The organism is Pseudomonadota bacterium (genome assembly GCA_037200975.1).
Classification (GTDB): Bacteria; Pseudomonadota; Gammaproteobacteria; order Steroidobacterales; family Steroidobacteraceae; genus CADEED01.
The window spans coordinates 1,336,270-1,361,257 of the sequence record JBBCGI010000001.1 but is presented as its reverse complement, the minus strand read 5'-3'; the positions used below and the strand labels follow the sequence as shown (position 1 = coordinate 1,361,257).

General features: G+C 66.1%; 18 protein-coding genes. 8 read left to right on the top strand and 10 right to left on the bottom strand.

From position 1 onward, the window contains the following. The first annotated feature begins 78 nt into the window (after positions 1–78). The 6 genes from WDO72_06085 to WDO72_06060 all read left to right on the top strand — a co-directional run bounded on the left by WDO72_06085 (position 79) and on the right by WDO72_06060 (position 8,430). Entirely contained in the window at positions 79–1,791 is a 1,713-nt protein-coding gene (locus tag WDO72_06085) for a thiamine pyrophosphate-dependent enzyme (protein MEJ0085229.1), read from the top strand. Between the two features lie 6 nt (positions 1,792–1,797). Next, the gene (locus WDO72_06080) at positions 1,798–2,070 is read left to right on the top strand and encodes a YtcA family lipoprotein (protein ID MEJ0085228.1); all 273 of its coding nucleotides are present in this window, start codon (positions 1,798–1,800) and stop codon (positions 2,068–2,070) included. Positions 2,071–2,077: 7 nt separating this feature from the next. Next, positions 2,078–3,106 (top strand): HlyD family efflux transporter periplasmic adaptor subunit, encoded by a 1,029-nt coding sequence (locus WDO72_06075; protein ID MEJ0085227.1) that lies wholly within the window; start codon positions 2,078–2,080, stop codon positions 3,104–3,106. After that, positions 3,090–5,018, top strand: coding sequence for an FUSC family protein (locus tag WDO72_06070; GenBank protein MEJ0085226.1), 1,929 nt, complete (start codon positions 3,090–3,092; stop codon positions 5,016–5,018). Before WDO72_06075 ends, WDO72_06070 begins: the two co-directional genes overlap by 17 nt. Next, positions 4,996–6,450: a TolC family protein gene (locus WDO72_06065; GenBank protein ID MEJ0085225.1), complete on the top strand. Its 1,455-nt coding sequence runs from the start codon at positions 4,996–4,998 to the stop codon at positions 6,448–6,450. Before WDO72_06070 ends, WDO72_06065 begins: the two co-directional genes overlap by 23 nt. 99 nt (positions 6,451–6,549) lie before the next feature. Further along, a complete protein-coding gene (locus tag WDO72_06060) occupies positions 6,550–8,430 on the top strand; it encodes a PAS domain-containing protein (protein ID MEJ0085224.1) in 1,881 nt (626 codons plus the stop codon). Here the strand turns inward: WDO72_06060 and WDO72_06055 are convergent. Beyond that, entirely contained in the window at positions 8,396–11,065 is a 2,670-nt protein-coding gene (locus WDO72_06055; GenBank protein MEJ0085223.1) for a PAS domain-containing protein, read from the bottom strand. The genes WDO72_06060 and WDO72_06055 overlap by 35 nt on opposite strands. Positions 11,066–11,406: 341 nt before the next feature. On the opposite strand from WDO72_06055, the gene WDO72_06050 reads away from it, so the two are divergent. Together WDO72_06050 and WDO72_06045 are read left to right on the top strand one after the other, a co-directional pair. Further along, entirely contained in the window at positions 11,407–13,542 is a 2,136-nt protein-coding gene (locus tag WDO72_06050; GenBank protein MEJ0085222.1) for a TonB-dependent receptor, read from the top strand. A 41-nt stretch (positions 13,543–13,583) separates the two neighbouring features. Next, complete coding sequence (locus tag WDO72_06045) at positions 13,584–13,955, top strand: response regulator (protein MEJ0085221.1); 372 nt, start codon at positions 13,584–13,586, stop codon at positions 13,953–13,955. An 18-nt stretch (positions 13,956–13,973) separates the two neighbouring features. On the opposite strand, the gene WDO72_06040 is transcribed toward WDO72_06045, so the two are convergent. From WDO72_06040 to frc, 9 genes are all read right to left on the bottom strand, one after another. Then, a complete protein-coding gene (locus tag WDO72_06040) occupies positions 13,974–14,585 on the bottom strand; it encodes a response regulator (protein ID MEJ0085220.1) in 612 nt (203 codons plus the stop codon). A gap of 247 nt (positions 14,586–14,832) precedes the next feature. Next, complete coding sequence (locus WDO72_06035) at positions 14,833–16,359, bottom strand: DHA2 family efflux MFS transporter permease subunit (GenBank protein MEJ0085219.1); 1,527 nt, start codon at positions 16,357–16,359, stop codon at positions 14,833–14,835. Next, complete coding sequence (locus tag WDO72_06030) at positions 16,359–17,570, bottom strand: efflux RND transporter periplasmic adaptor subunit (GenBank protein MEJ0085218.1); 1,212 nt, start codon at positions 17,568–17,570, stop codon at positions 16,359–16,361. The genes WDO72_06035 and WDO72_06030 overlap by 1 nt, the downstream gene beginning before the upstream one ends. A 2-nt stretch (positions 17,571–17,572) precedes the next feature. Beyond that, the gene (locus tag WDO72_06025; protein ID MEJ0085217.1) at positions 17,573–19,006 is read right to left on the bottom strand and encodes an efflux transporter outer membrane subunit; all 1,434 of its coding nucleotides are present in this window, start codon (positions 19,004–19,006) and stop codon (positions 17,573–17,575) included. A 162-nt stretch (positions 19,007–19,168) separates the two neighbouring features. Beyond that, positions 19,169–19,849 carry a YoaK family protein gene (locus tag WDO72_06020; GenBank protein ID MEJ0085216.1) on the bottom strand — a complete coding sequence of 227 codons (681 nt, stop codon included), beginning with the start codon at positions 19,847–19,849 and terminating at the stop codon, positions 19,169–19,171. Then, positions 19,846–21,339 (bottom strand): AMP-binding protein, encoded by a 1,494-nt coding sequence (locus WDO72_06015; protein MEJ0085215.1) that lies wholly within the window; start codon positions 21,337–21,339, stop codon positions 19,846–19,848. The genes WDO72_06020 and WDO72_06015 overlap by 4 nt, the downstream gene beginning before the upstream one ends. Then, complete coding sequence (locus WDO72_06010; GenBank protein MEJ0085214.1) at positions 21,339–21,785, bottom strand: PAS domain S-box protein; 447 nt, start codon at positions 21,783–21,785, stop codon at positions 21,339–21,341. Before WDO72_06010 ends, WDO72_06015 begins: the two co-directional genes overlap by 1 nt. Before the next feature lie 25 nt (positions 21,786–21,810). Beyond that, positions 21,811–23,514 carry an oxalyl-CoA decarboxylase gene (gene oxc / locus WDO72_06005; GenBank protein ID MEJ0085213.1) on the bottom strand — a complete coding sequence of 568 codons (1,704 nt, stop codon included), beginning with the start codon at positions 23,512–23,514 and terminating at the stop codon, positions 21,811–21,813. Between the two features lie 12 nt (positions 23,515–23,526). Continuing rightward, a complete protein-coding gene (gene frc / locus WDO72_06000; GenBank protein ID MEJ0085212.1) occupies positions 23,527–24,777 on the bottom strand; it encodes a formyl-CoA transferase in 1,251 nt (416 codons plus the stop codon). Positions 24,778–24,988 lie beyond the last annotated feature (211 nt).

Below are 24,988 nucleotides of genomic sequence, written 5' to 3'. Positions count from 1 at the left end.
ACCCGCTACCCGTCCGGGGGATAGCGGCCGCCAATCGCGCTGCTCAAACTACTCTCCATCACATCCGGGAGAGCACGCATGAGCAAGAAAGTGGCGCAGGTGATCGTCGAGGCCCTGCACGCCGCGGGCGTCCGGCACTGCTACGGCATCGTCGGCGACACGCTGAACACCTTCGCCAACAACCTGCAACGCGGCGGCATCCAGTTCGTGCACATGCGGCACGAAGAAGCCGGAGCGTTCGCCGCGCACGGCGAAGCACTGCTGACGGATCGATTGACGGCCGTCGCCGGCAGCTGCGGCCCCGGCAGCCTGCACTTCATCAACGGCCTGTACGAAGCGAATCGCAACCGTGCGCCCGTCATCCTCATTGCGAGCCAGGTGTTGCGCAGCGAGCTCGGCTTCGACTTCATCCAGGAAGTGGACTTCAAACAGGTCTACCAGGACTGCAGCGTCTACTGCGAGATGATCCTCACGCCCGAGCAGGCGCTGCGCAAGACGGTGATGGCCTGCCAGGCGGCGATCACCCGGCGCGGCGTCGCGGTACTCATCCTGCCGGTCGACGTGGCCGATGCGAACGCCGCGGAAGAGCTGCCGTATTCCGTGCACGCCAATCCGCCGGTGATCCGCCCGAGCGACGAAGACCTGGACAAGATTGCCGCGTTGCTCGCGGCGGGCAGCAACATCACGATCTACGGCGGCGCCGGCTGCCAGGGCGCACACGATGAAGTCGTGGCGCTGGCCGAACGCCTCAAGGCGCCCATCGCGCACACCTCGCGCGCGAAGGATTTCCTCGAACACGACAACCCGTACAACGTCGGCATGACCGGCATCATCGGCAACGAGGCCGGATACCACGCCATCCTCGATTGCGACACGTTGCTGCTGCTCGGCACGAGCTTCGCCTGGGCGCAGTTCTATCCCAAACACGCCACCATCATCCAGATTGACAACGACCCGGCCAAGGTCGGGCTGCGCCATCCGGTCACGTTCGGCGCGGTCGGCAACATCAAGGATTCGGTCGCGGCATTGCTGCCGCGTGTCGCGCAGCGCGCCGACTCCGGTTTTCGCGATACCTATGTGAAGCGGCATACCAAGGCGCTCGAGGGCTGGGCGCGCAACGCGCAGCCGGGCCGTCACGGCAAGATACCCGGCCAGTATCTCGCCTCGCTCATCGACCGGCACGCCGCGGAGGATGCCGTGTTCTCGGCCGACGACGGCACGCCGGTAGTTTGGGCGGGCCGGCTCATTCGCGCCAATGGCAAGCGCCGCATCTTCGGCAGCCTGTTGCACGGGACCATGGCCGGCGGAGTCGCGACGGCCATCGGCCTGAAGAAATCGCAGCCCGACCGTGAAATCATCGCGATGTGTGGCGACGGCGGTTTCAGCATGCTGCTCGGGGACGTGTTGACGCTGGTGCAGGAGAACCTGCCCATCAAGATCGCCGTGTTCGACAACGGCAAGCTCGGCTTCGTCGAGCTCGAGCAGAAGGGCGAGGGCCTGGAGCCTATCTACACCGATCTCAAGAACCCGGACTTCGGCAAGGTTGCCGAGGCCATGGGCCTGTGGGGCCGCACGGTGGTCAAGGCCGAAGAGCTGGAAGGCGCCGTCCTGGAGTGGCTGGCCCAGCCGGGGCCGGCGCTGCTCAACGTGAAAGTGGAGCCGCTGGAGCTGGTGATGCCGCCGTTCACGGCGGTGGGGCCGACCTACGGGATGGCGATGTATTCCGTGAAGGCCATCCTGCACGGCAAGGGCGGCGATGTGTTCGAGATGGTCGCCGACAATTTCCTGTAGCCCAAGATGCACCGGCACCAGACCTCATTGCTGCCATGGATCGCGGTGATCGCTGCGGCCACGCTCGCCGGCTGCAGCCGCGCCCCGTCGCGCAACATCCTCGGGTCTTATTTTCCCTCCTGGATGGTGTGCGCGCTGGGCGGCATCGCGATCGCGCTGATCGCGCGCGCCTTCTTCAAGAAGACCGGGCTGCTCGAGGAAATTCCCGTCCCCTTCGTCGTCATCGTCGCGATTGCCTGCGCCGCCACGTTCGCGTTGTGGCTGCTGTGGCTCGCCTGAAAACCGCATGAACAAACCAGCCAGTTCCCGTGGAAAGAACATTGCCGTGGCGGCGGTCGCCGCGGCCGTGGTGCTCGCGGCCGCGATGGTGGTCGTCATCGACCGGCGGCCGCGCACACACGACGCGCGCATCTTCGCCTACAGCGCTGCGATGGCCTCGGAGATCGGCGGGCGCATCGTGAAGGTGTTCATCGCCAACGGCCAGGAGGTCGAGCAGGGCGCGCCGCTGATCCTCATCGACCCCACGTCGTACGAATTGCAATTGCGCGAGGCGCACGCGCGTGTGGCCGCGCTGACGGCGCAGATTTCCCTCACCGGCCGGCAGGTGGTGTCGCAGGGCACGGGAGTGCAGGCGGCGCAGGACCAGGTCCGCAAGGCGCGCGACCAGTTGCTGCTGGCGCAACTCACGGTGAAGCGGCTCGAGCCGCTGGTGGCGCCCGGCTATGTCACGCAACAGCAGCTCGACGAAGCCCGTACGAATGCGGCCTCCGCGCAGGCCGCCGTGAACGCCCTCACGAATACCGCCACCGAGGCGCGCCAGGCGGTGGGCGACACGGCCAGCCTCGAGGCGCAGCTGGCGGGCGCGGAAGCCGCCGCGGCCAACGCGGCCCGCAACCTCGAGCTAACTACCCTCCGGGCGCCGTTCGCCGGGCGCGTGGTCGGGTTGCAGATCGCCGCGGGCACGTTCGCGCTGCCGGGGCAGCCCCTGTTCAGCCTGATCAAGTCCGATGCGTGGTACGCGATCGCGGATTTCCGCGAGACGGAATTGCCGCATATCGCGGTGGGCGACCGGGCGACCGTCTGGACCATGGCCGAGAGCAACATCGCCATCGAAGGCCGGGTGGAGAGTCTCGGTGCCGGTGTGCGTACCTCCGACCAGGATGGTCCGGGATTGCCGGCGACGGGGCGGGATCTCGACTGGGTGGTGGTCGCGCAGCGTTTCCCCGTGTGGGTGCGGCTCGATCGTCCGCGCCCGCAGGCGCAACACGTGGGGATGACCGCGTCGGTGAAGATACATCATGCCGGCGCTCCCTGAGTCGAGGCGCCTGAGCTTTGCGGAGCTGCTGGCCGTGGAGCTGGCGCCGCGCGAAGGAAGATGGGGCGCCGCCACGCGCATCGCGGTCGCGACCACGCTGACGGTGGCGATCGCCATGATCTTCCGCATCCCGGCGCCGGAGTACATGGCGTACATCGTCTTTCTGATCAGCAAGGACGACCGCGACGCCACGCTGCTGACGGCGCTCGGTGGATTCGTCGCGGTCACGCTCGCCATCCTGCTGTCATTCCTGCTCGCGTTCATCGACATGGACGAGCCCGCGCTGCGCATTCTCGCCATGGCGCTCACCACGTTCCTCGCGATGTTCACCACGCGCACGTTCGCACTGGGGCAGCTCACGTTCCTTGCGGGCTTCGTGTTCGTGTTGCTGCACTCGTTGATCGACCAGTTGCCCAGCACCGAGATATTCACCCGGGTCGCGCTGTGGGGATGGGTGATCGTGGGTGTGCCCGTCAGCATCGTGCTCGCCATCCAGGCGCTGTTCGGCCATGACGCCGCGGTGACCATCCGGCGGGCCGTCCGGAAGGTGCTGCAGGAGTTGAAGGGCGCGTTGATTCGCGGCGACTTTCAACGCCGGCTGCCGCAGTGGCGCGCGACGCTCGTCCCGCTGCTGGGCGTGAAACGCGACGCGCGCGCCGAAGGACCGGGCCGTATCGGCGATGACGCGCTGGCGCGCCTGCTGGATGCCCTGACCATCCTCGAGGTGGTGCCCGCCACCGTGCCCGCCGCGGATCGCGAGGCCTGGTCCGCACAGGTGGACGCCTGCCTTAGAGCGCTCGATCGCGCGCCGGCGTCGGCCACTTCAGACACCGCGGACGATGAACCGGATTCCTCTCCCGCCGCCGTGGCATTCAGCGACAGCCTTGCCGAGCTGCGGCGTGCGATCGCGCCGGCGGAAGTGCCTTCGGGTAGTTCGGAGCCGCACCGCCACGAGAGCCTGCTCGCCGCCGATGCATTCACGAATCCCGTCTACTGGCAGTTCGCGCTCAAGACGACGGCGGCCGTCATGGCCTCGTATGCCATCTACATGCTGCTCGACTGGCCCGGCATCCGCACCGCCATCGTCACGTGTTTCTTCGTGGCGCTCAGCAGCCTGGGCGAAACCGTGCACAAGCTGCTGCTGAGAATTGCGGGTGCCTTGCTCGGCGGGCTGATCGCGGGCCTCTGCATCGTCGTCGTCCTTCCGCACCTGACGGATATCGGACAGCTCTGCTTTCTCATTGCCCTCGTGGCGCTGGGAGCGGCCTGGGTCGCCACCAGTAGTGAGCTGCTGGCGTACGCGGGCCTGCAAATGGCCTTTGCATTTTTTCTGGGGATTCTCCAGGGCTACGGGCCGGCCAACGATCTGACCGTCCTGAGAGACCGCATCGTGGGCATCGTCGTGGGCAACATCGTGGTCACCATCGTGTTCAGCTCGTGGTGGCCGGAATCGGTCAAGACCAGCCTGCGTAATGCCTTGTCCGACGCACTGCGTGCGCTCGGGTCGATGCTCTCTAACAACACCGCGCAGGTGCGCGCGCGTGTGTCGCAGGCGCTGGCCGGGGCGCACCACTTCCAGGCACTGAGCGATCTCGAGCTGCGCATGCTGGCGGCGCGCGAGCCGGACGGTCGCCCCGCACCCGCGCTGGCCGGCATCGAACGCCTCGCCGGGGCGGCGTTCGTCGCCACCGCGAAGCCGTTTGCCCGCGCGGGCGATGCGCAGGCCTTGCGGCTGCTGGGTAGCTGGATGGAAACCTCGGCGGATCGCGTGGCGCGCCGTGAGGGGCTTCCGCCAGTACCGGAAATAGAAGTTCGCGTTGACGGTGCCGCGGGGCAGCGCGGACTGGCCGCGGGCCGCGCGATCGAGCAGGTGAAATCGGAGGTCGTCCATGTGGCGTCCGCGCAAGACTAACTATACCGGGGTTGTCGCCGCAGCCGCCGTCGCGTGGCTGTGCACCCCGTTGCACGCGCAGGCGCCGGCGAGTCCCGATGAGCCGTGGCCGATTCCCGCCGGCGCCGGCGCACGCGCGCTCTCCGGCCTGCACGCCGACGGCAACACGCCGCCGCTCGATTTCCGCAGGCCCTACGACCTGCCGGCATTGATCGACCTCGCGCAACGCAGCAGCCCTGAAACCCGCGCGGCCTGGGAGGTGGCGCGCGAAGCGGCGGCGGACATCGGCCTGGTCGAGAGCGCCTATCTACCGCAGCTGTCGTTGCAGGCGCTGGGCGGGTTCGAGCACACGCCGCTGCCGGCGCCGAAGAACCTGGTGCCGGCCGGCTACTTCGTCTCCAACACACACGAGCTCATACCCGCGCTCGCCATCAAGTGGCTGCTGTTCGATTTCGGGCAACGCGCCGCCAAACTCGAGGCGGTGCGCGCCGATTCCTTCGTCGCCAACGTGTCCTTCACCGCGGCGCATCAGAAGCTGGTGTTCACGGTGTCGCAGGCGTATTTCAACCTGGGAGCCGCGCAGGGAAGATTCCACGCCGCGCAGAAAGCGCTGAGCACCGCGGGCGTGAGCCTGGATGCAACCACCGCGAAACGCGCCAATGGTCTCGCGACCGTGGTCGCGGTGGCTCAGACGGAACGCCAGGCCGCGCAGGCGCGCTACAACCTTGCGCAGGCGGAAGGTGCGGTGAATACCGCGCAGGCGAATCTGGTCGCCGCCCTCGGTATTCCCGCGGATTCGAAACTCGAGGTCGTCGACAGCTCGCAGCTGGCGCTGCCCCCGTCACCTTCGAAGAATGTGGCGGCGGCCATTCGCGACGCGTTCACTCATCGCCCGGATGTGATCGCCGCGCTTGGCTTGATCGACTCGGCCGAGGCGGCGCTCAAATCCGCGGAACTCTCCCATCGCCCCGTGATCGAGATGAGCGCACACGCGTTCCAGAACTTCGGCAGCGTGAGCTCCGATGGCCGGCCCTACTCGAGTGTCGACAAACCCGGGGCTAACATCCTGTTCCTGTTCAAGCTGCCGTTGTTAGATGGCGGCGAGCGTGCCAGCCGGGTGTCCGCGGCAAAAGCGAAAGTGCGGCAGGCCGAAGCCAGGCTCGCGGCGGCGCGTGATGCCGCGGCCACACAAGTGGTGAAAGCTCACAACGATCTGGTGACGAGCCTTGCGGCCTATGAAGCCGCCGACGCGGTGGGCCAGGCCGCGCGGACCTCCTACGACGCGGCGCTGCGTTCCTATCAACAGGGTGTTGGAACGTATACGGATCTCGCGGCCGAAGAAAACGCCATGGCGCAGGCCGAGGCGCAGATCGAGGACGCGCGCGCCGCCGCGCACAGCGCCGCGGCAGCGATGGCTTTCGCAATGGGTTCGCTGCAGAGCGATACGCCCTAATAGTTTTCTATTAGGCTGCCGCCGTAGTGGCCGCCCTGAATCGGTGGGATGATGGCCGCGTCCTGGATTCTGGCGCAAATCCCTGAAAGGCAATCGGCCATGGCTGATCAAAACGCCGCAGATGAATTCCGGCGAATCGTCGACAGCATCCCGGGCCTGGTATTCACATGCCATCCCGGCGGTGAGACGGAATACATCAACCGCGAGCTGTGCGCGTATCTCGGTTACACGCTCGAAGAGCTGTGCGCCTGCGGAGGCAACGGCGCAGTTCATCCCGACGATCTCGCGTTCGTGACGGGCGTGCAACGCGAGAATATCGCGGCCGGTAAGGCGCACTGCTACCAGGAACGTCTGCGCCGCGCGGATGGGGCGTATCACTGGTTCGAAGTGCGGTGTTCGCCTTGTTTCGATGCCGCTGGCCAACTGATCCGCTGGTATGGCTGCCTGACCGACATCGACGCGATCAAGAGTGCCGAAGACGATTCGCGCACCAATGAACGCATGTTGCTGTTGCTCATGGACAGCATTCCGAGCATGGCCTTCACGACACGCGAAGTGGGCGATGTCGAGTGGGTCAATCGTGCGACCTGCGCCTACTTCGGCCGGCCGCTCGAGGAACTGCAGGCCTGGCGCATGACGGATGCCGTCCATGCCGACGATCTCGCGCACGTCATTTCCGAAGTGGAGCGCGGCTTGCTGGCGGACCTGCCGTTCAACTACGAGCTGCGGCTGCGCCGCCACGACGGCGTCTATCGCTGGTTTCACTACCGCGCCGCGCCGGTTCGCGACAACAGCGGCCGCGCGGTGCGCTGGTACGGGCTCGTCACCGACATCGACGACTTCAAACGTGCGCAGGAAGAATCCCGCCTCAGCGAAAAGAACCTGCGGTTCCTCATCGACACCATCCCCGGCCTCGTCTACACCATGACGTCGGATTGCCAGCTCGATTCCGTCAACGGCCAGGTGCTCGCCTACTTCGGCAAGAGCTTTGAGGATCTCAAGAACTGGGATCTCATCGGCTGCGTGCATCCGGAAGATCTTCCGCACGTCATCGAGTCGCTGCGACGCACCGTGCAGTTCGGCGAACCGCACGAGGTCGAGCAGCGGTTGCTAGGCGCCGATGGCGTGTACCGCTGGTTCAAGCCGCGCGCCTTCGGCCTGCGGGATGCCGACGGCGGCATTCTTCGCTGGTATTGCCTGCTGATCGACATCGACGACCTGAAGCGCGCGGAGGAGGGTTTCCGTTCCATCCAGGCGCGCTTGTCGAGGGCCGCGCAACTGGCTGCGGTCAGCGAGCTGGCCGCCTCCATCGCGCATGAAGTCAATCAGCCACTCGCGGCGGTCGTCGCGAACGGCCACGCCTGCCATCTGTGGCTTTCGGCCGACCCGCCGAACATCGAGCGTGCGCTGCTGAGCGCGGAGCGGATCATCCGCGACGGCAACTCGGCGGCGGAAATCGTCGCCCGCATCCGCTCGTTGTTCAAACACGCGGCTCCGGCCAAACAAGACCTGCGACTGAACGATGTCATCGAGGAAGTCTGCCGGCTCATCGCCGACGACGCGCGCGGCAAAGGTATATCGCTGAGGCTGGAGCTGCAGCCCGATCTGCCCCAGGTCGCGGCCGACCGCGTGCAAATGCAGCAGGTCATCGCCAACCTCACGCGCAACGGCATCGACGCCACGGAAGGCGTGCAGGGGCGCGCGAAGGAGATCACGATTTCGTCGATGGTGTCGGGCGGCGAGATCGTCGTGCGGGTCAGCGACGCCGGCGAAGGGTTGCGCGATGCGACGACGATCTTCGAGCCCTTCTTCACGACCAAGGCGCAAGGCATGGGCATGGGTCTCGCGATCTGCAAGTCGATCCTCGATGCACACCACGGGCGCCTCTGGGCGACGCAGAACCCGGTGCATGGCGCAACGTTCGCCTTTGCCCTATGCGCAGCAACTACTGCAGGCTCGCCGCCGGCAGTGCGAAGCTGAACACCGATCCGCGCGGTTCGGCGCCGGTCGCCCACAGCAGGCCACCATGCGCTTCGACGATCGAGCGGCAGATGGCGAGCCCCATGCCCATGCCTTGCGCCTTGGTCGTGTAGAACGGCTCGAACGCCGTCGAGTATTCCGGCATTCCCGTGCCGGTATCCTGCACGTGAACGACGACGCGCGGCCCTTCGTGCAGCGAGGCGATGCGCAGCTCGCGGGCGCCATCCGTCACCGTCTCCATAGCCTCGATCGCATTACGTGTGAGGTTCGCCAGGACCTGCTGGAGCTGCACGCGATCCGCCCGGATCAAGGGCAGGGTCGGCTGCAGTTCGGTACGCACGTTGATCGACTGGCGCCGGGCCTCGGCGGCGATCAGCTTGCACACTTCTTCTATCACCTCGTTGACGCTGAGCTCGTCCTTGTCGGGAGGTGCGTGCCGGTACAGCGCGCGGATGCGCTCGATGACATCGGCGGCCGATCTGCCGTCGCGGATGATTCGTTCCAGGCTCACCAGGGCGCGTGGAATGTTAGGCGGCTCCACGGTCAGCCAGCGATGGCAGGCATGTCCGTTGGTGACCACGGCGGACAGCGGCTGATTGATTTCGTGCGCGATCGACGCCGAGAGTTCTCCGACGGTTGCAACCTGTGTCGCGCGGGCCAGCCGCGCACGGGTGTTGCGCAGCGCTTCTTCCGTATTGCGGCGCTCATCGACGTCCATGAGCACGCCGTACCAGCGCGTCGGGCGGCCGTCGCTGTCCCTGCCGAGCTGGCTGATCGACTGGATCCAGCGATACCTTCCATCGGCATTGCGCATGCGGTACTGCATGTCGTGCGGCTCACCGCTGCGGACCGAATGCGACCACTCCTCGACCACCGCATCGACGTCGTCGGGATGAACGTAGGACGACCAGTTGCGGACCAGGTGTTCGAAGGTCGTGCCGGTAAAGGTCATGATGCGGCTGTTCACGTACGCGAGCTCGCCCTCGGGAGTTCCGCTCCACACCAGGGCGGGAATCGATTCGATGATCAGGGCGAGATCGCGCTCGCGCGCCCGCAATACCTGTTCGGCGAGTTTGCGATCTTCGATGTCGGCCAGCAGGTTGTACCAGCGGATCACCGATCCATCGCTGCCTCGCAGCGGCAATCCCGAGCACTGGAACCATCGGTACACCCCGTCGGCGCGTTGCACGCGGACTTCGACCTTGAACGGGTCGCAGGTTTCGACGGAATGCCGCCACTGCTCGGCAACGCGCGGCAGGTCATCGGGATGCACGATCATCCCCCAGTCTTTCAAACCGTGCAGTTGCTTCCCGCTGTAGTCGAGCAGCGTCTTGTTGACGTATGCGACTTCGCCGGCCGCGGTATTCGTGCAGATCAGGCCGGAGATCGAATCGACCATCAGCCGCAGCTCGTTTTCGCTGGCGCGCAATGCCTCTTCGGCGCGCCGGCGGTCGTCGATGTCCGTTACGACGTCGTACCAGCGGACGATCGTGCCGGTCGAATCGCGCAGCGGATTTCCGCGCGACTGCATCCACCGGTAGACACCGTCCGCGCGCCTGCCGCGGGATTCGAATTCGAATGGTATTCCGGTGCGCAGCGCATTCCCGATGACGGCGCCGACGCGTTCGATGTCGTCCGGATGCGTGAGCGGGCCCCAGTCGCGCACCTCGTCGGGCGGAAGACCAAAGAAATCCAGGATGGGCCGGTTGACGTGCTCCACCTCGCCGGCGGGCGTGAGCGTGTGCACCAGCGCCGGAATGGTGTCGAGGATGGTGCGCAGGTGACGCTCGTTGTCGCGCAACGCTTCTTCCGCGCGTTTGCGATCGTCGATGTCGATGAGCAGGAAACACCAGCGCAGGATCCGGCCGTCCGCGTCGCGCAACGGGATTCCGCGGGTCTGGAACCATCGATGAAAGCCGTTCGCGCCCCGGCCGCGCGATTCCCACTGGCAGGGAAAACCCGTCGCCAGTGCGTGAGTGAGCACCTCGTCGACCGGCGCGATGTCGTCCGGGTGCGCGACGGCGCGCCAGTCGCGCAGCTGTTCGGGCGGCACGCCGAAAAAATCGACGATGCGCTGGTTGACCTGTTCGATGACTCCTTCGGGCGTCAGCGTAAAGACGAAGCCGGGAATGTTGTCGAGGATGAGCCGCATCTCCTGCTCGCTGGCGCGCACCGCTTCTTCCGCGCGTTTGCGATCGTCGATGTCGGTGAGCAGGCTGCACCAGCGCAGGATCTTGTTGTCGGCATCGCGCAGCGGACTCGCGCGCACCTGGAACCACCGATAGACGCCATCCGCACCCATTCCGCGGGATTCGTGCTCGATCGATTCTCCGGTCTGCAGCGCGTGTGCCCACGAGGCGGTGACGCGCGCGACGTCGTCCGGGTGCGTGATTTTCTGCCAGTTCCGCAATTCCTCGAGCGGCCGGCCGAAGAAGTCGACGATGCGCTGGTTGATCAGCTCCATCTCACCAGCCACCGTCATCGTGTGGACCAGTCCCGGCATGCCATTGAAGATGGAGCGCAAGGTCTGCTCGCTCGCGCGCACCGCGGCATCGGCCCGCTTGCCCGCCGCGATTGCGACGGCGACGGCGGCGGCACACAGCGCTCCGAGACCCGCGGCATTCAGGGGAGACATGTCTTGCGAATCATTGCCACGCACGAACGCAAGAATGCTTCCGATGACGACAAGACAGGCGATGGCGAATAGCCAGGCGCGCGCCCGCATAGACCTCCAAACCATCGTGGCTAGCTGGTCTCCCAAAAAGACCTCAGCCGAAATCCTAGTGCACGCCCTGCCGTCACAACACCATCTAAAACTATGATGGGCGCGTGCCAGGCGACTTCATACGATAGGTCGCAGCGAGTTACTGCGATCCCTGGAGTCCCACCGTGTACCCGTACACGCCAAGATCCGTCACGGCCGGACGTGTCATACACATCTGCCGCAGCCGGACACTGTTGCCACTAGTCGCATGCATGCTCGGCTGGAGTGATCCGACGGGCGCGCGCGCGGAGCCCTCGAACACGCAACCCGGCGAATCCTCCGATGGGCTCGCGCAGATCACGGTGAGCGCGGAGCGGCGTCCCGCCGACATCCAGGATGTTCCGCTCGGGATCTCCGTGGTGACCGCCGCGGATTTCAAATCGCTGGCACTGCGCGATTCGACGGACCTGAACGCCGCGGTCCCGGGCCTGCAGATGAGCAAGCAGGGGCTGGGTGGCGTCGCGTTCATTCGGGGTGTGGGTACACCGAGCGGCGCCATCGGCAACGAATCGCCGGTTTCGCTGTACGTCGATGGCGTGTACTACCTGACGCCCAATACTTCCATTTTCAGTCTCGACGGAATTCGCCAGGTCGAAGTGCTGAAGGGGCCGCAGGGCACTTTGTTCGGCCGCAATGCCACCGGTGGCGTGATCCAGGTCGAAACGGAAGACCCGAAACCGGATCCGTCGGCGCGCATACAGGTGCAGTACGGAAACCATGAGGACGTGCGGGGTTCGGTGTTCGCCAACTTCGGCGTGGGTGCTTCGAGCGCGGCGAACGTGTCGCTGTACGGCCGCGACCAGAGCCAGGGCTGGGGAAGAAATCTCGAGACGGGCGTGGAGACCTTCCGGCACCAGGAGGTAGGAGGGCGGGCGAAGTTTCTCTGGTCTCCCTCGGAGCAGACCCGTCTGCAGCTTGCGGCCAATTACGTCCGGCGCAGCGGAGAAGAAGGGCTGGGTTATCACATCGTTCCGGGCTCACTCGGTATCGACGGTCAAACGCGGTATTCCGGTTTCTACAATGCCTGGGCGGACCCGCAGGACAGCGCGCACTACCGGCACGCCGTATTGAGCGCACGCTTCGAACAGGATCTGCCGGCATTGCGGCTGGTGAATATCCTCTCGTGGCAGACCATGCACGGCTTTTTCAACCTCGACCAGGACATGACTCCGCAGCGCATCGTGCAGGCACCGATCTCGCAGTACGGGCGCACGGTCACCGAGGAATTGCAGGCCATGTCCCTGCCGGACGCGAGCCTTTCCTGGATCGTCGGTGCTTTCTACCTGAACGATCTGTCTGCGTACGATCCGCTCGAACTGCTGGGCGCGGCCGCGCTGCCCTTCGACACGATCGTGGTGCAGAGCCGCCAGCATTCGAGCTCGTATGCCTTGTTCGGACAAACTACCGCCAGCCTGTCCGCGCGCACGCGTCTGACGGCCGGGGCGCGTTATACCCGCGACGCGCGGCGCGTCGAAGGGGAGACGGGCGCCATCGTGCAGGGATCGAGCCTGGCGCTCACCGCCGCGCGCCAGTCCGCGGACTGGAAGAAACCCAGCTGGCGATTGGCGCTGGATACGGACGTCGCGCCGGACGTCATGGCCTATCTATCCTGGGATCGCGGCTTCAAGAGCGGCCTGTACAATCTGCTCACCTATGCGCAGCCGCCGGTCAATCCCGAAGAGCTCGACGCATACCAGGCCGGTGTGAAGTCGGAGTGGTTTCACAATCACCTGCGCCTCAACCTGTCCGCGTTCGTGTATGAATACCGCAATATCCAGGTGGAGGAGATCGTGGCCGGCGCGGTGATGTCGATGAACGCCGCGGCCGCGCGCATGCGGGGTTTCGACCTGGACCTCGAATATTCTCCCAGCGCCGCGTTCAGCCTGCGCGCCGCGGCGGCGTTTCTGCACGGCCGCTACACCGACTTCAAGGATGCGCCGTCCAACGTTCCGGCGAGAAACGCAGCCGGGGAACTTGCCGGCGGCAACACCGTCACTTCCATCGATGCCGCGGGTCTGCAAACAGTGCGTTCACCCAAACGGACCCTGAGTCTCAATGGACTGTACAAACTGCCGACCGACATCGGCGAGATCGGCTTCGGTGGTGGCTACTACTACAACAGCGGATTCGCATGGGACCCCGACAATCGCCTGCGGCAGCGTGCCTTCGACCTGGTGAGTGTTTCGGTCGACTGGACTTCGAACGACGGGCGAAATTCGGTTCGCGCCGCCGCCAGCAATCTCGGCGATGCCGAGGTCTGCCTGACCGCCAACGCATCGGCAGTCGGCGACTTGTGTTCGCCACTTGCGCCGCGCACTTTGAGCATCGAATGGGTGATGAATCTTTGAGTATCGCGAACTTCGACTCCCTCGCCGGTCAAGGCACCTGAATGCGTGATCCTCGCTTCATCGCCATCGTGGACGATGACTACCGTATTCTGGAGTCCCTGGAAGACCTGCTGCAGTCCTCGGGTTACCGAACGCTGTTGAGCGCATCGGCGGAGGATTTTCTCAAATCGCCGCAGCGGGCCGGTATCGATGTCCTGATCTCCGACATCGGGCTGCCAGGTATCAGCGGCATCGAGCTGATTCGCACCATGCAGCGTGCCGCGGATTGCCCGCCCGCCATCCTGATCACCGGCCGCAGCGGCGCACACCTCGAGCAGGACGCGCGGGAGCTCGGCGTGCTGCGGCTCTTCATGAAGCCCTTCGATACCCGCGAGCTGCTCGCCACCCTCGATCTGCAGTTCCGCTCGGGCTGACCGGGCGCAGCCGTCAGTTCACTTCAGCAGCGCCTTCGCGGCCGGATGGGGCGCGATCTGCAGCTTTTCCGATTTCCGTACCAGGTCGGACAGCGAACCGGCGTGCATCTTGCGCATGATGTTGCCGCGGTGAATCTGCATGGTGACCAGGCTGATGCCAAGTACGGCGGCCGCCTGTTTGCTGCGCAAACCACTGACGATGAGCGGCAGCGCCTCGCGTTGCCGTTGCGTCAGCGTCGCGTACAGCGCGCGCACCTGCGCAAGTTCGTCGCTGGCGGCGCGTGCGCGGCGATCGCGGTTCAATGCATTCTCGACCGCCGCAAAGAGTTGTTCTTCGCTGAACGGCTTGGGCAGGAAGTCCACCGCACCCGCCTTCATGGCACGCACGGAGGAGGGGATGTCGCCATGCCCGGTGATGAAGACGATCGGCGGGTGCACTTCGGTGGCGAGTTGCCGCTGCAGTTCGAGACCGTTGATATCGGGTAGTTCGACATCGAGCACCAGGCAGCCGGCGATGTTCGGTTTCGCCAAACCGATGAACTCCGCGGCGGACGCGAAGGTGCGCGAATGGTAGCCGCGCGAGGCGAGTAGATCGGTCAGCGCTTCGCGCAGCCGCAGATCGTCATCCACCACGTAGACCACGTGGTCGGGCGCGCGACTGGCCTGTGATCCGTTGCTCCGGGCAAGTGGACTCTGTCTGGCTAGTGGCGATTTCTCTGGCGTGGCGGCCGGCATATCATCTGCATTCCATCCATGCGCTGCGCGCGAAATTCTTTTCGGGCCCGCGATCCGTCGATCGTGAGCCTCCCCTGCACCCACAGTATCCCGGGCGTGGGCTGCGCGCACTCATATATATGTATGGCGCCTGCGTCATGGCTCATTCAGTGGCTAGAGTCCGGCTGCTGCCGCCGAAGGGTGGCCGGGCCAGCCAGACGAGGGCAACCAGCGCCAGCAGAATCCATGCCCAGCACCAGAACAACTCATTCGTCGCGAGCATGTAGGCCTGCTGCACGATGCTGCGTTCGATCGTGGCGATTGCTGTGTCGCCTGGCATTCCGAGGACCTGGAACTGGTCCACCGCCGCGCGCGCAGCCGGATCGAACACGGTGACGCTCTCGCTGAGCCGCGCCTGGTGCAGCGCCTCGCGCCGGTCCCACGCCGTGGTAGTGAGGGAGGTGGCGAAGCTGCCGGCGAGCGTGCGCAATGTATTGGCGAGCCCGGTGGCGGATGCGATGCGGTTCGCGGGCAGGCCCGAGATCACGACGGCGATGAGCGGCGGAAAGAAGCACGCGAGGCCGAGCCCCTGCGCCATGCGCGACCACGCGATCTGCCCGAACGTCACCTGCGTGTTCAGTCCTGAGAACAGGAACGCCGCCAAGCCGAACGAGACGAAACTCGCGGTGGCCCACCAGCGCAGATCGATGCTCCCCATGTAGCGGCCGACGAACGGCGACAACAATATGGGCAAGATGCCGACTGGCGCGGTCGCGAGCCCCGCCCAGGTTGCCGTGTATCCCAACTGCATCTGCAGCCACAGCGGCAGCAGCACGATGTTGCCGAAGTAGACGCCGTAGCCCAGGCACAACGCCACCGCGCCCACGGTGAAATTGCGCCGCGCGAACAGCCGCAGATCGACGGCCGGATGTTCGTCGGTGAGTTCCCAGGCGACGAACAACACCAGCGCGATCAGCGCGATCGCCGCCAGCGTGATGATCGTCGAGGAACCGAACCAGTCGAGATCCTTGCCGCGATCCAGCAGCACCTGCAGGCTGCCGAGGCCCAGCGCCAGCAGGCCGATGCCGATCTTGTCGATCGGGATCTTCTCGGTCTTGGTCTCGCGGCCGCGCAGCAGAAAGGCCGTGGACAGACTGGCGACGATGCCGATCGGGACGTTGATGAAGAACACCCACTCCCAGCTCCAGTTGTCGGTGATCCAGCCGCCGAGTATGGGGCCGAGCACCGGCGCGGCGATCGTCACCATCAGCAGCAGCGACAACGCCACGTTCTTGCGTTCGTCCGGGTAGTTAGCGAGCAGCAGGCTCTGCGACAGCGGTATCATCGGCCCGGACACCAGGCCCTGCACCGCGCGCATCGCGATCAGCATCGGCAGATCCACCGCCAGCCCGCACAGCAGCGAGGCGACCGTGAATGCGGCGGTACAGAAGATGAAGGTGCGCAGTTCGCCGAAGCGCCGCCCGAACCAGCCGCTCAGCGGCATCGCGATGGCGGCGCAAACCGCAAACGAGGTGATGAGCCAGGTGCCGTTGTCCGCGCTGACTCCCAGGTCCCCGGCGATGGTCGGGATCGCCACGTTGGCGATCGACAGATCGAGCACGTTCATGAATACGGCGAGCGACAACGACACGGTTACCGCTGCGCGTCGACCCGGCGTGAGCGGTGGCATCACTCCCGCCTCGCGAGACGCCGCGGATCCCGTTCATCCGGCGGCGCGAGGTTCGCCGCCACGATTTCGCCAGCGAGCAGGTCGGCCGCGGCGAGGGTGCCGTCGTACACCGTCGTCGCCGCCACCGGCTGGGTGAGCGGCACCACGGACAGTGTCCGTCCGCTGCGATCGTGCGTGTCGATCTCCACGTCCATCGACAGCCCGATGCGCAGTGGATTGGCGGCCAGCTCGCGCGCGTCGAGCTGGATCCGCACCGGCAGCCGCTGCACGATCTTGATCCAGTTGCCGGTCGCGTTCTGCGGCGGCAGCAGCGCGAACGCGGATCCGGTGCCGGGCGCGAGCCCCGCCACCCGGCCGCGATACGTGACATCGCCGCCATAGAGGTCCGCGGTGAGCATGACCGGCTGACCGATACGCACGTGTTCGAGATCCGTTTCCTTGAAGTTCGCATCCACCCACACCTGGTCGAGCGGCACGATGGACAGCAGCGGCGCGCCCGCGGCGATCTGCTGCCCGACCTGCACGGTGCGCTTCGCCACGTAGCCGCTCACCGGCGCGACCAGCGTGGTGCGGTGCGCCGCAAGATAGGCCGTGCGCAGCTGCGCGGAAGCCTGTGCGACGTCCGGGTGATCGGGGATCGTGGTGCGCGCGATCAGCGAATCCGAGGCGGCGAGTTGCTGGCGGGCGACTTGCAGCGCCGCGACCGCGGTGGCGAATTCAGCCTGCGCGTGCCGGCGCTCTTCATCGGAAACGGCGCCGGGATCCGGCAATCCGGTGCGCCGCGCGAGATCCTCGCGCGCGCGTTCGAGCTCCGCCTGGCGCAGCACGACGTTCGCGCGCATCGAATCCGCATTCGCGAACAGCTGGCGCACCCGGCGCACCGTTTGCGCCAGCTCCGCCTTGGCGTGCGCCAGCGAGGTTTCGGTATCGGCGCGATCGAGCTCGACCACCGGCTCGCCGGCGCGCACCAGCGACGTTTCATCGCTGTTGATACGCACGACGATGCCGGCGATCTGCGGCGTGAGCTGCACGAGATTGCCGCGCACGTAGGCGTCGTCGTTCGACGCGTACCAGCGGCCGTCGAACCACCACCACAGTGCGGCGCCCACGCCGGCCAGTGCGACCACCGCGGCGATTGCGCCGAACACGCGGCGGCGTTTGTGATCCGGCGGCGCTGCGGCGGGTGTTGTCTGGGCAGGTGTCGCGTCCATGGTTAGTTCCCGGCAGTGGTTTGTGGTGTGTGATAGCCGCCGCCGAGCGCGCGGATCATGTCGACTGTCAGCGCGAGATTCCTTCCCTGCAGCTGGACCTGTTTGTGGCGTTCGGCGAGCAGTCTTTCTTCGTTGATCAATACGTCGAGGTAGTTCGAGAGCCCCGCGCGGTAGCGATCGAGCGTGAGCCGGTAGGCATCCGCGGCGGCGGCCTGCGCCTCTGCCTGGTCGATGAGCTGCTGCCGCGCCGCCCGCAGGCTCACGACCTGGTCGGCGACCTGGCGCAGCGCCACCAGCAGCGTGCCGTTGTAGTGAGCGATGGCGACGTCGTATTCACCGTAGCGCCCGCGCAGATCGGCGCGCAGGCGCCCGCCTTCGAACAGCGGCAAGTGAATCGCCGGAGAGATACCGGCCGTCCGGCTGCCACTCTTGAAAAGATCGAGGCCGTGCACGGTGAGAGCCTCGACGCCGACGAAGGCCGCGAGGTTCACGTTGGGAAAAAAATCCGCCTTTGCGGCGCCGATGCGCGCCGCGGCCGCTTCGGCGCGGAATCGTTGCGCGGCGACGTCCGGCCGGCGTGCGAGAAGGTCGGCGGGCACGTTGCCGGGCAGCGGCACCGCATCCTCGTATGTCTGAAGCGTGGGCAACACGTCGAGGGCGGCGTCGGGTCCGAGGCCGGCCAGCGCCGCCAGCTGATGGCGGCTGAGCGCGACGGCCGCATCCGCGGCCGACACGTCGACGCGTGAGGAGGCCACCTGCTGCGCCGATTGCCGCGATGGAATCGTCGTGTCGAGTCCGCGGCTCGCGCGTTGCCGATTCAGCTCGCGCAGGCCCTCGCGCTCGGCGAGTGTCTGCCGCGCCACGCCGGCCAGGGCGATGTCGGTCTGCAACTGGAAATACGTCTGCGTTACCGCACTCGCGAGCAACAGCCGCGCCGCGGCGTCGTCCGCTTCCGCCGCACGTGCGTCGCCGAGCGCGGCGGCGAGTTCATGATGATTCTTGCCCCAGAAATCGAATTCGTAGCCGAAGTCGAGGGTGGCGCGGCCTTCGTTCACCCAACTACCGGCAATGGGCCCGTAGATGATGTCGTTCTCGCTCAGGCGCTGGCGCGCCGCATCGGCGTTCAGATCGAGCGTGGGTAAAAGTGCGGCGCGTGCCGCCCCTGCCATCGCGTGGGCGACGCGCACCCGCGCTTCCGCGGCGCGCAGCCCGGGATTGCCCGTGAGCGCCTGGGAAACCAATGCGTCGAGTTTCGCGTCGCCGAATGTCGACCACCAATCGCTGCGTGGCCAGTCTCCTGCCGCGAAGACCGCATCGCCGGCGGCATCTGGACTGAACGCCAGCGCCTGTGGATCCAGTGCGCGTTCTTCGCCGTGGATGCCCGAATAACCGGCGCAGCCCGCGATCGCCAGCAGCAGGGTCGCGGCCAGGGACACGGCGATGGGAGAGATTGACGCCCGCTGCACTCTGATGGTTTTCGACATGACCGACCCGTTCTTGCTGCGCCGGCAGGTAGCGTCGATCAACCAGGTCGCGAGAAGGTGTCACCAGCAGTTACAGCGGAAATTCGTACACCATGGAAAATTGTTAGGCCGCGATCAGCGGCGCCGTGGCAGGATCAGCGCGAGCAGCGCGGACAACGGCAACAACAAAGCCCACTCACCGAAACGCAGGCTCGCGAATGCGGACACGATGGTGCCGCAGAAAAAACCCAGCCACACGCTGGCCACGACACCGGCGCGGCGCAGGTGTGTATCCCACGGGCCCTGTGCATCCGGCACGGATTCATGCCGCAGCGCCAGCGCGAGGTGCGTTCCGGTCTTGTGCAGCGTGCCGGTCACGAACGTGATGCTCATCGGCTCCGCGCCGACGTGGGAGTGGGTGGCGTTCATCACGCCCATGGCCGCCGCGAGCAGCGGAATGCCGAGCAGGGCGGGCCAGGCATTGTTGTCGAGCGCGGTGCCGAAGATGATGACCGCGAGCACCGCCGCGATGGCGCCGAACAGCGCCTGGCGCGCATGCGGTAGTTTGGAGCGCGCGATCCAGGTGCCGGCGAACGAACCGAACAGGAACGCAACGATCGCCAGCACCGCGGGCAGCGCCGCTGCCGGCATGCCGTGCCCGAGCGAAGAGCCGGACTGCGTGGTGTTGCCGCTCATGAACGAGACGTACAGGCCATAGGAGATCAGCGAATACGCGTCCACGTAGCCGGCGATCAGCGCCAGCCCGATCGCCAGCCGCCGCTCGGAGCGCGCATCCGGCGCGAGCAGGTCGATCACGCGGCGCTCGCGCGTGATGGAGTTGGCGCAGCAAACATCTCGGTCAACGCGTGTCGTTTCAACTTGCCGAGCGCGTTCTTCGGTAGTTCGGTCACGATGCGGATGCGCCGCGGCACCTTGAAAGCGGTGAGCCGCTCGCGGCAGAACGAGCGCAGCGTTTCCGGATCCGCATCGCGTCTCAGCACCACCGCCGCCTCGACCTCTTCGCCGTACTTCGGATCGGGCACAGGAAACACCGCGGCCTCCGCGATGGCCGGGTGCGACAGCAGCACGGACTCGATTTCCACGGGCGAGATTTTCTCGCCGCCGCGGTTGATGAGATCCTTGATCCGGCCCGTGATCCGCAGATACCCCGCACTGTCGAGGCAGCCGATATCGCCGGTGCGAAACCAGCCGTCGGCGAACGCCGCGGCGGTCGCCTCCGTGTTGTTGCGATAGCCGCGCGTCAATGTCGGGCCGCGCAGCACGATCTCCGACCCTTCCAGCAGCGCGACCTGGACGCCGGTGGGAATGCCGACCGTGCTGTTCACGCGCACGCGTGGCGGCAGCGGATTCGACGCCACCTGGTGGCTGGCCTCGGTGAGTCCGTACGCTTCGATGACGGGTGCACCCAGGCGGCGCTCGAGCATCAGCACAACCGTATCCGCGATCGGCGCGGAGCAGGAACGGATGAAACGGAGTCCGGCGCGCGGCGCACCGTCGGCGTCGGCACGCTCGAGCAACACCTGGTGGATCGTGGGCACGGCGGTGTACCAGGTGGCGCGATGTTCGTGGAATGCCTGCCAGAAACGCGATGCCGAGAATCGTGGCGGCACGATGACCGCGCCGCCCGAGGCGAGCGTCGACAGCGTGCTGCCGATCAGCCCATGTCCGTGGAACAGCGGCACCACGACGAGGCTGCGATCGGCCGGCGTGAGGGCGTAGTGCGCGGCGATGTTGCGCGCCGACAGCGTCACATTGGCGTGTGTGAGTGGCACGACTTTGGGTTTTTCCGAGGTGCCGCTGGTGTGTAGATAGAACGCGACGTCGTTGGCATCCGGCGGCGCGGGCGCGCCGCGTGGCTTCGTGACGATTCCGTCGAGGCGCACGAATCCGGCGCTATCGAGGGACGCGGTGAAGATCGACGTGCCGAGCACCGTCGCCGCATTTACGGCCACGGCGTTGTCGATGCGGGTCACGATTGCGCGCGCCTGTATGTCGGCGATGAGACCCGCGAGCTCGTGTTGCGTCGAGGCGGGGTCCAGTGGCGCGGCGATCAGGCCCGCGCGCGTCAGCGCCAGGCACAACACGAGCAGCTCGACACCGTTCGGCAGGATCAGCGCCACCGCCTCGCCGCGCCCGAACCCCGCGCCGCTCAGGGTTTCGGCCAGCCGCTCGACCTGGTCGGACAGGGCGCGATAGGAAGTAGTAAGACCCGTGGCGTCGTCGACGATCGCGGCTTCCGGCGATGCCGGGTCGGCGAATAAATGGGCGAGGGTTGCCGGCGCCATCACGCGCTCTCCGAGCCGTGGCTGCCGTTTTCGCCATTGCCGCCGTTGGAGCGCGCATGCAGTGTTTGGGCGCGCTCGCCCGCGTTGCGCGCCACCGCGACGGCGCCACACTTCATGAGCCCGCCGTAACACTTGACCAGGCCGAAACTCATTTCGATGTACAGCTTGTGGCCGTTGCGGTGTCGCGCGCGCGTCAGCGTGGGGCGGCCCTTGAGATCCATGACGCCGCTCGAAGTCGCTGCGTCGAAGCCGCGCCAATGGGCCTCCCGCAGTTCGGGCGGGATGATGAGATCGAGTTTCTGACCCAGCGCCTCCGCCGCGCTGTAGCCGAACAACGTGGCCGCGGCGGGGTTCCACCGCATGATCGTGCCGGTGTCGTCCGCATAGATGACGGCATCGGAGATGTGTTCGAGGATCGTTTCAGCCAGCGAAAAGGTCTCGTCCATGGGCGCAACTCCTGTGCGGGGCGTATTATTTTTTCTGCGCCAGCGTGTCTTGCGGATTGAGGTTGCCGATGTGGCCGCTCTCGGTGCCCGCCTTCGGGTCGATCGCGCAGTTGATCAGCGACGGTTTTCCCGAGGCGAGCGCGTCGGTCAACGCCTTGGCGAGCGACGCCGGATCGACGGCGAAATAACCCACGCCGCCAAACGCTTCGATCAGCGTTTCGTAGCGCGCCTGCTTCATGAGCACGGTCGGCGCCGGGTCGCTGCCGCCGCTGCGGTTGACGTCATCGCCGCGATAGATGCCGCCATTGTTGAAAATGACGGTGACGATCGGCAGGTTGTAGCGACACAGCGTCTCGAGCTCCATGCCGCTGAAGCCGAAGGCGCTGTCGCCGACGATCGCGACCACCGGTTTTCCGCCGGCCACCGCCGCGCCGATCGCGTAACCCATGCCGATGCCCATCACGCCCCAGGTGCCGGTGTCGAGGCGTTTGCGCGGCGCCTGCATGTCTATGACGTTGCGCGTGATGTCCAGCGTGTTCGCGCCTTCGTTGACGAGGAAAACCTCGGGTTTGTCCGCCAGCACACCTTTGATGGCGCCGAGCGCGCTGTAGAAATCCATTAGCGCGGGTTTGGCCGCGAGGTGTGCCGCCATTCCCGCCAGGTTCTTCTGCTTGCGCGGCGCGATCTCCGCGAGCCACGCGGCGCGCGGCTGGATCTTGCGCCGGTCGAGCATCGCGAGCAGCGTGGCGATGGAGGAGGCGATGTCGCCCGCGACCGGCGCGGCGATGGCGCGGTTGCTGTCCATCTCGGTGGCGAGGATGTCGAGCTGGATGAAACGCGCCGTGGCGGACCACTGCGGGCTGCGCCCGTGGCCTAACAACCAGTTGAGGCGCGCGCCGATCAGCATCACCGCGTCGGCATTCGCCAGCACGTACGAACGCGCCGCCGCGGCGGACTGCGGATGATCGTCCGGCAGCAGGCCTTTCGCCATGGACATCGGCAGGAACGGAATCCCGGTCTTCTCGATGAAGGCGCGGATGTCCGCGTCCGCCTGCGCGTACGCCGCGCCCTTGCCGAGGATGATGAGCGGGCGCTCGGCCGCGGCCAGCACGTCGAGCGCGCGTTGCACGGACTCGGGCGCCGGAAGCTGGCGCGGGGCCGCGTCGACCACGCGGATCAGCGATTTCGTGCCGCACTCCGCGTCGAGCGTCGACGACAACACCTTGGCCGGAAGATCCAGATACACGCCGCCGGGCCGGCCCGAGACTGCGGCGCGAATGGCCCGCGCCACGCCGATGCCGATGTCTTCGACGCGGCTGATGCGGTACGCCGCCTTGGTGTAGGGCTTGGCGGCGTTCAACTGGTCGAGCTCTTCGTAGTCGCCCTGTTGCAGGTCGATGATCTCGCGCTCGCTCGAGCCGCTGATCTGGATCATCGGGAAGCCGTTGGTGGTCGCGTTGGCCAGCGACACCATGCCGTTGAGAAATCCGGGCGCGGAAACGGTGAGGCACAGGCCCGGCCTCTGCGTGAGGTAGCCGCTGATCGCCGCGGCGTTACCGGCCGATTGCTCGTGGCGGAACCCGACGTAGCGGATGCCTTCGGCCTGCGCCAGGCGCGCAAGATCAGTCACCGGGATGCCGGCCACGCCGTAGATCGTGTCGAAGCCGTTGGCCTTAAGCGCATCGATGACCAGGTGAAATCCGTTCGTGATGCGGTTTGCGTTTTCCATGGCGGCGCCCCCTCAAACTACTTTCTGGGCGCGCAACGCGGCGATCTGCCCGGCGTTGTAGCCGAGCTCGGCCAGCACTTCGCCGGTGTGTTCGCCCAACAAAGGCGCGCCCTTGATGGTCGGCTTGAAGCTCGAGAACTTCATCGGGCAGCCGATGGTGAGGTACTTGCCGCGGCCTTCCTGCTCGACCTCGACCACGCTGCCGCTGGCGCGCAGCGCCGGGTCGTACGCGATTTCCTTCATGGACAACACCGGTGCGCAGGGCACGTCGAATTGGCGCAGCATCTCGACTGCTTCGAACTTGGTCTTGTCGGCCAACTGCTTCTCGATCAGCGCGAAGATCTCGAAGATGTGCGGCTGGCGCGCTTTCGCGGTGGCGTAGGCTGGGTCGGTTTTCCACTCGGGCTTGCCGATGGCATCGCAGGTGCGTTCCCAGTTCTGTTCCTGGATGGTGAAGTAGATATACGCGTTCGGGTCGGTCTCCCAGCCCTTGCACTTCAAGATCCAGCCTGGCTGTCCACCGCCGCCGGCATTGCCGCCGCGCGGCACGGCATCGCCGAATTTTCCATTGGGGTACTGCGGGTATTCCTCGAGAAAGCCGACGTGCTCGAGTCGTTCCTGGTCGCGCATCTTCACGCGGCAGAGATTCAGAACTGCGTCCTGCATCGACATCGCGACCTTCTGGCCGAGGCCGGTTTTCTCGCGATGGAGCAGCGCCGCGAGCAGGCCGATGGCGAGATGCATGCCGGTGTTGCTGTCGCCAAGGGCGGCGCCGCTGACCACCGGCGGACCGTCCCAGAAACCGGTGGTCGACGCGGCGCCACCTGCGCACTGCGCCACGTTTTCGTAAACCTTGAGGTCCTCGTACGGCGAGCCTTCGCTGAAGCCCTTGACCGAGCCGAAGATGAGCCGCGGATTGATCTCGTGGATGTGCTCCCAGGTGAAACCCATGCGGTCCATCGCCCCGGGCGCGAAGTTCTCCACCAGGATGTCGGCCTGGCGGATCAGCTTCTCGAGGATCGCCTTGCCTTCCGCGGTCTTGGTGTCGAGCTCCAGCGAACGCTTGTTGCTGTTGAGCATCGTGAAGTACAGCGCATCCAGATTGGGAATGTCGCGCAGCTGCCGGCGCGTGACGTCGCCGACGCCCGGCTTTTCCACCTTCAGTACGTCGGCGCCGAGCCAGGCAAACAATTGTGTGCACGCAGGGCCTGCCTGCACGCCCGTGAAGTCGATGACCTTGATGCCGTCGAGGGGTAACGCCATGTCCGCTGTTCCTTACGTGTGGTGAATGGCCCGCCGGCTGTTCGTCGCGGTGATGTTCGGAGGTGCGCGTTTGCGCTCCATGTCGCGCGCTCGCGCAATCCATATCGGTTGAAACAGCTCGTGGGGGGGTCTAACCGGTCTCGATGCACCCGTCCGGGGGATACCGCGCCCGCGGCGTTCTTCAGCAAGCTGCCGCGGCGTCGTTCACGGC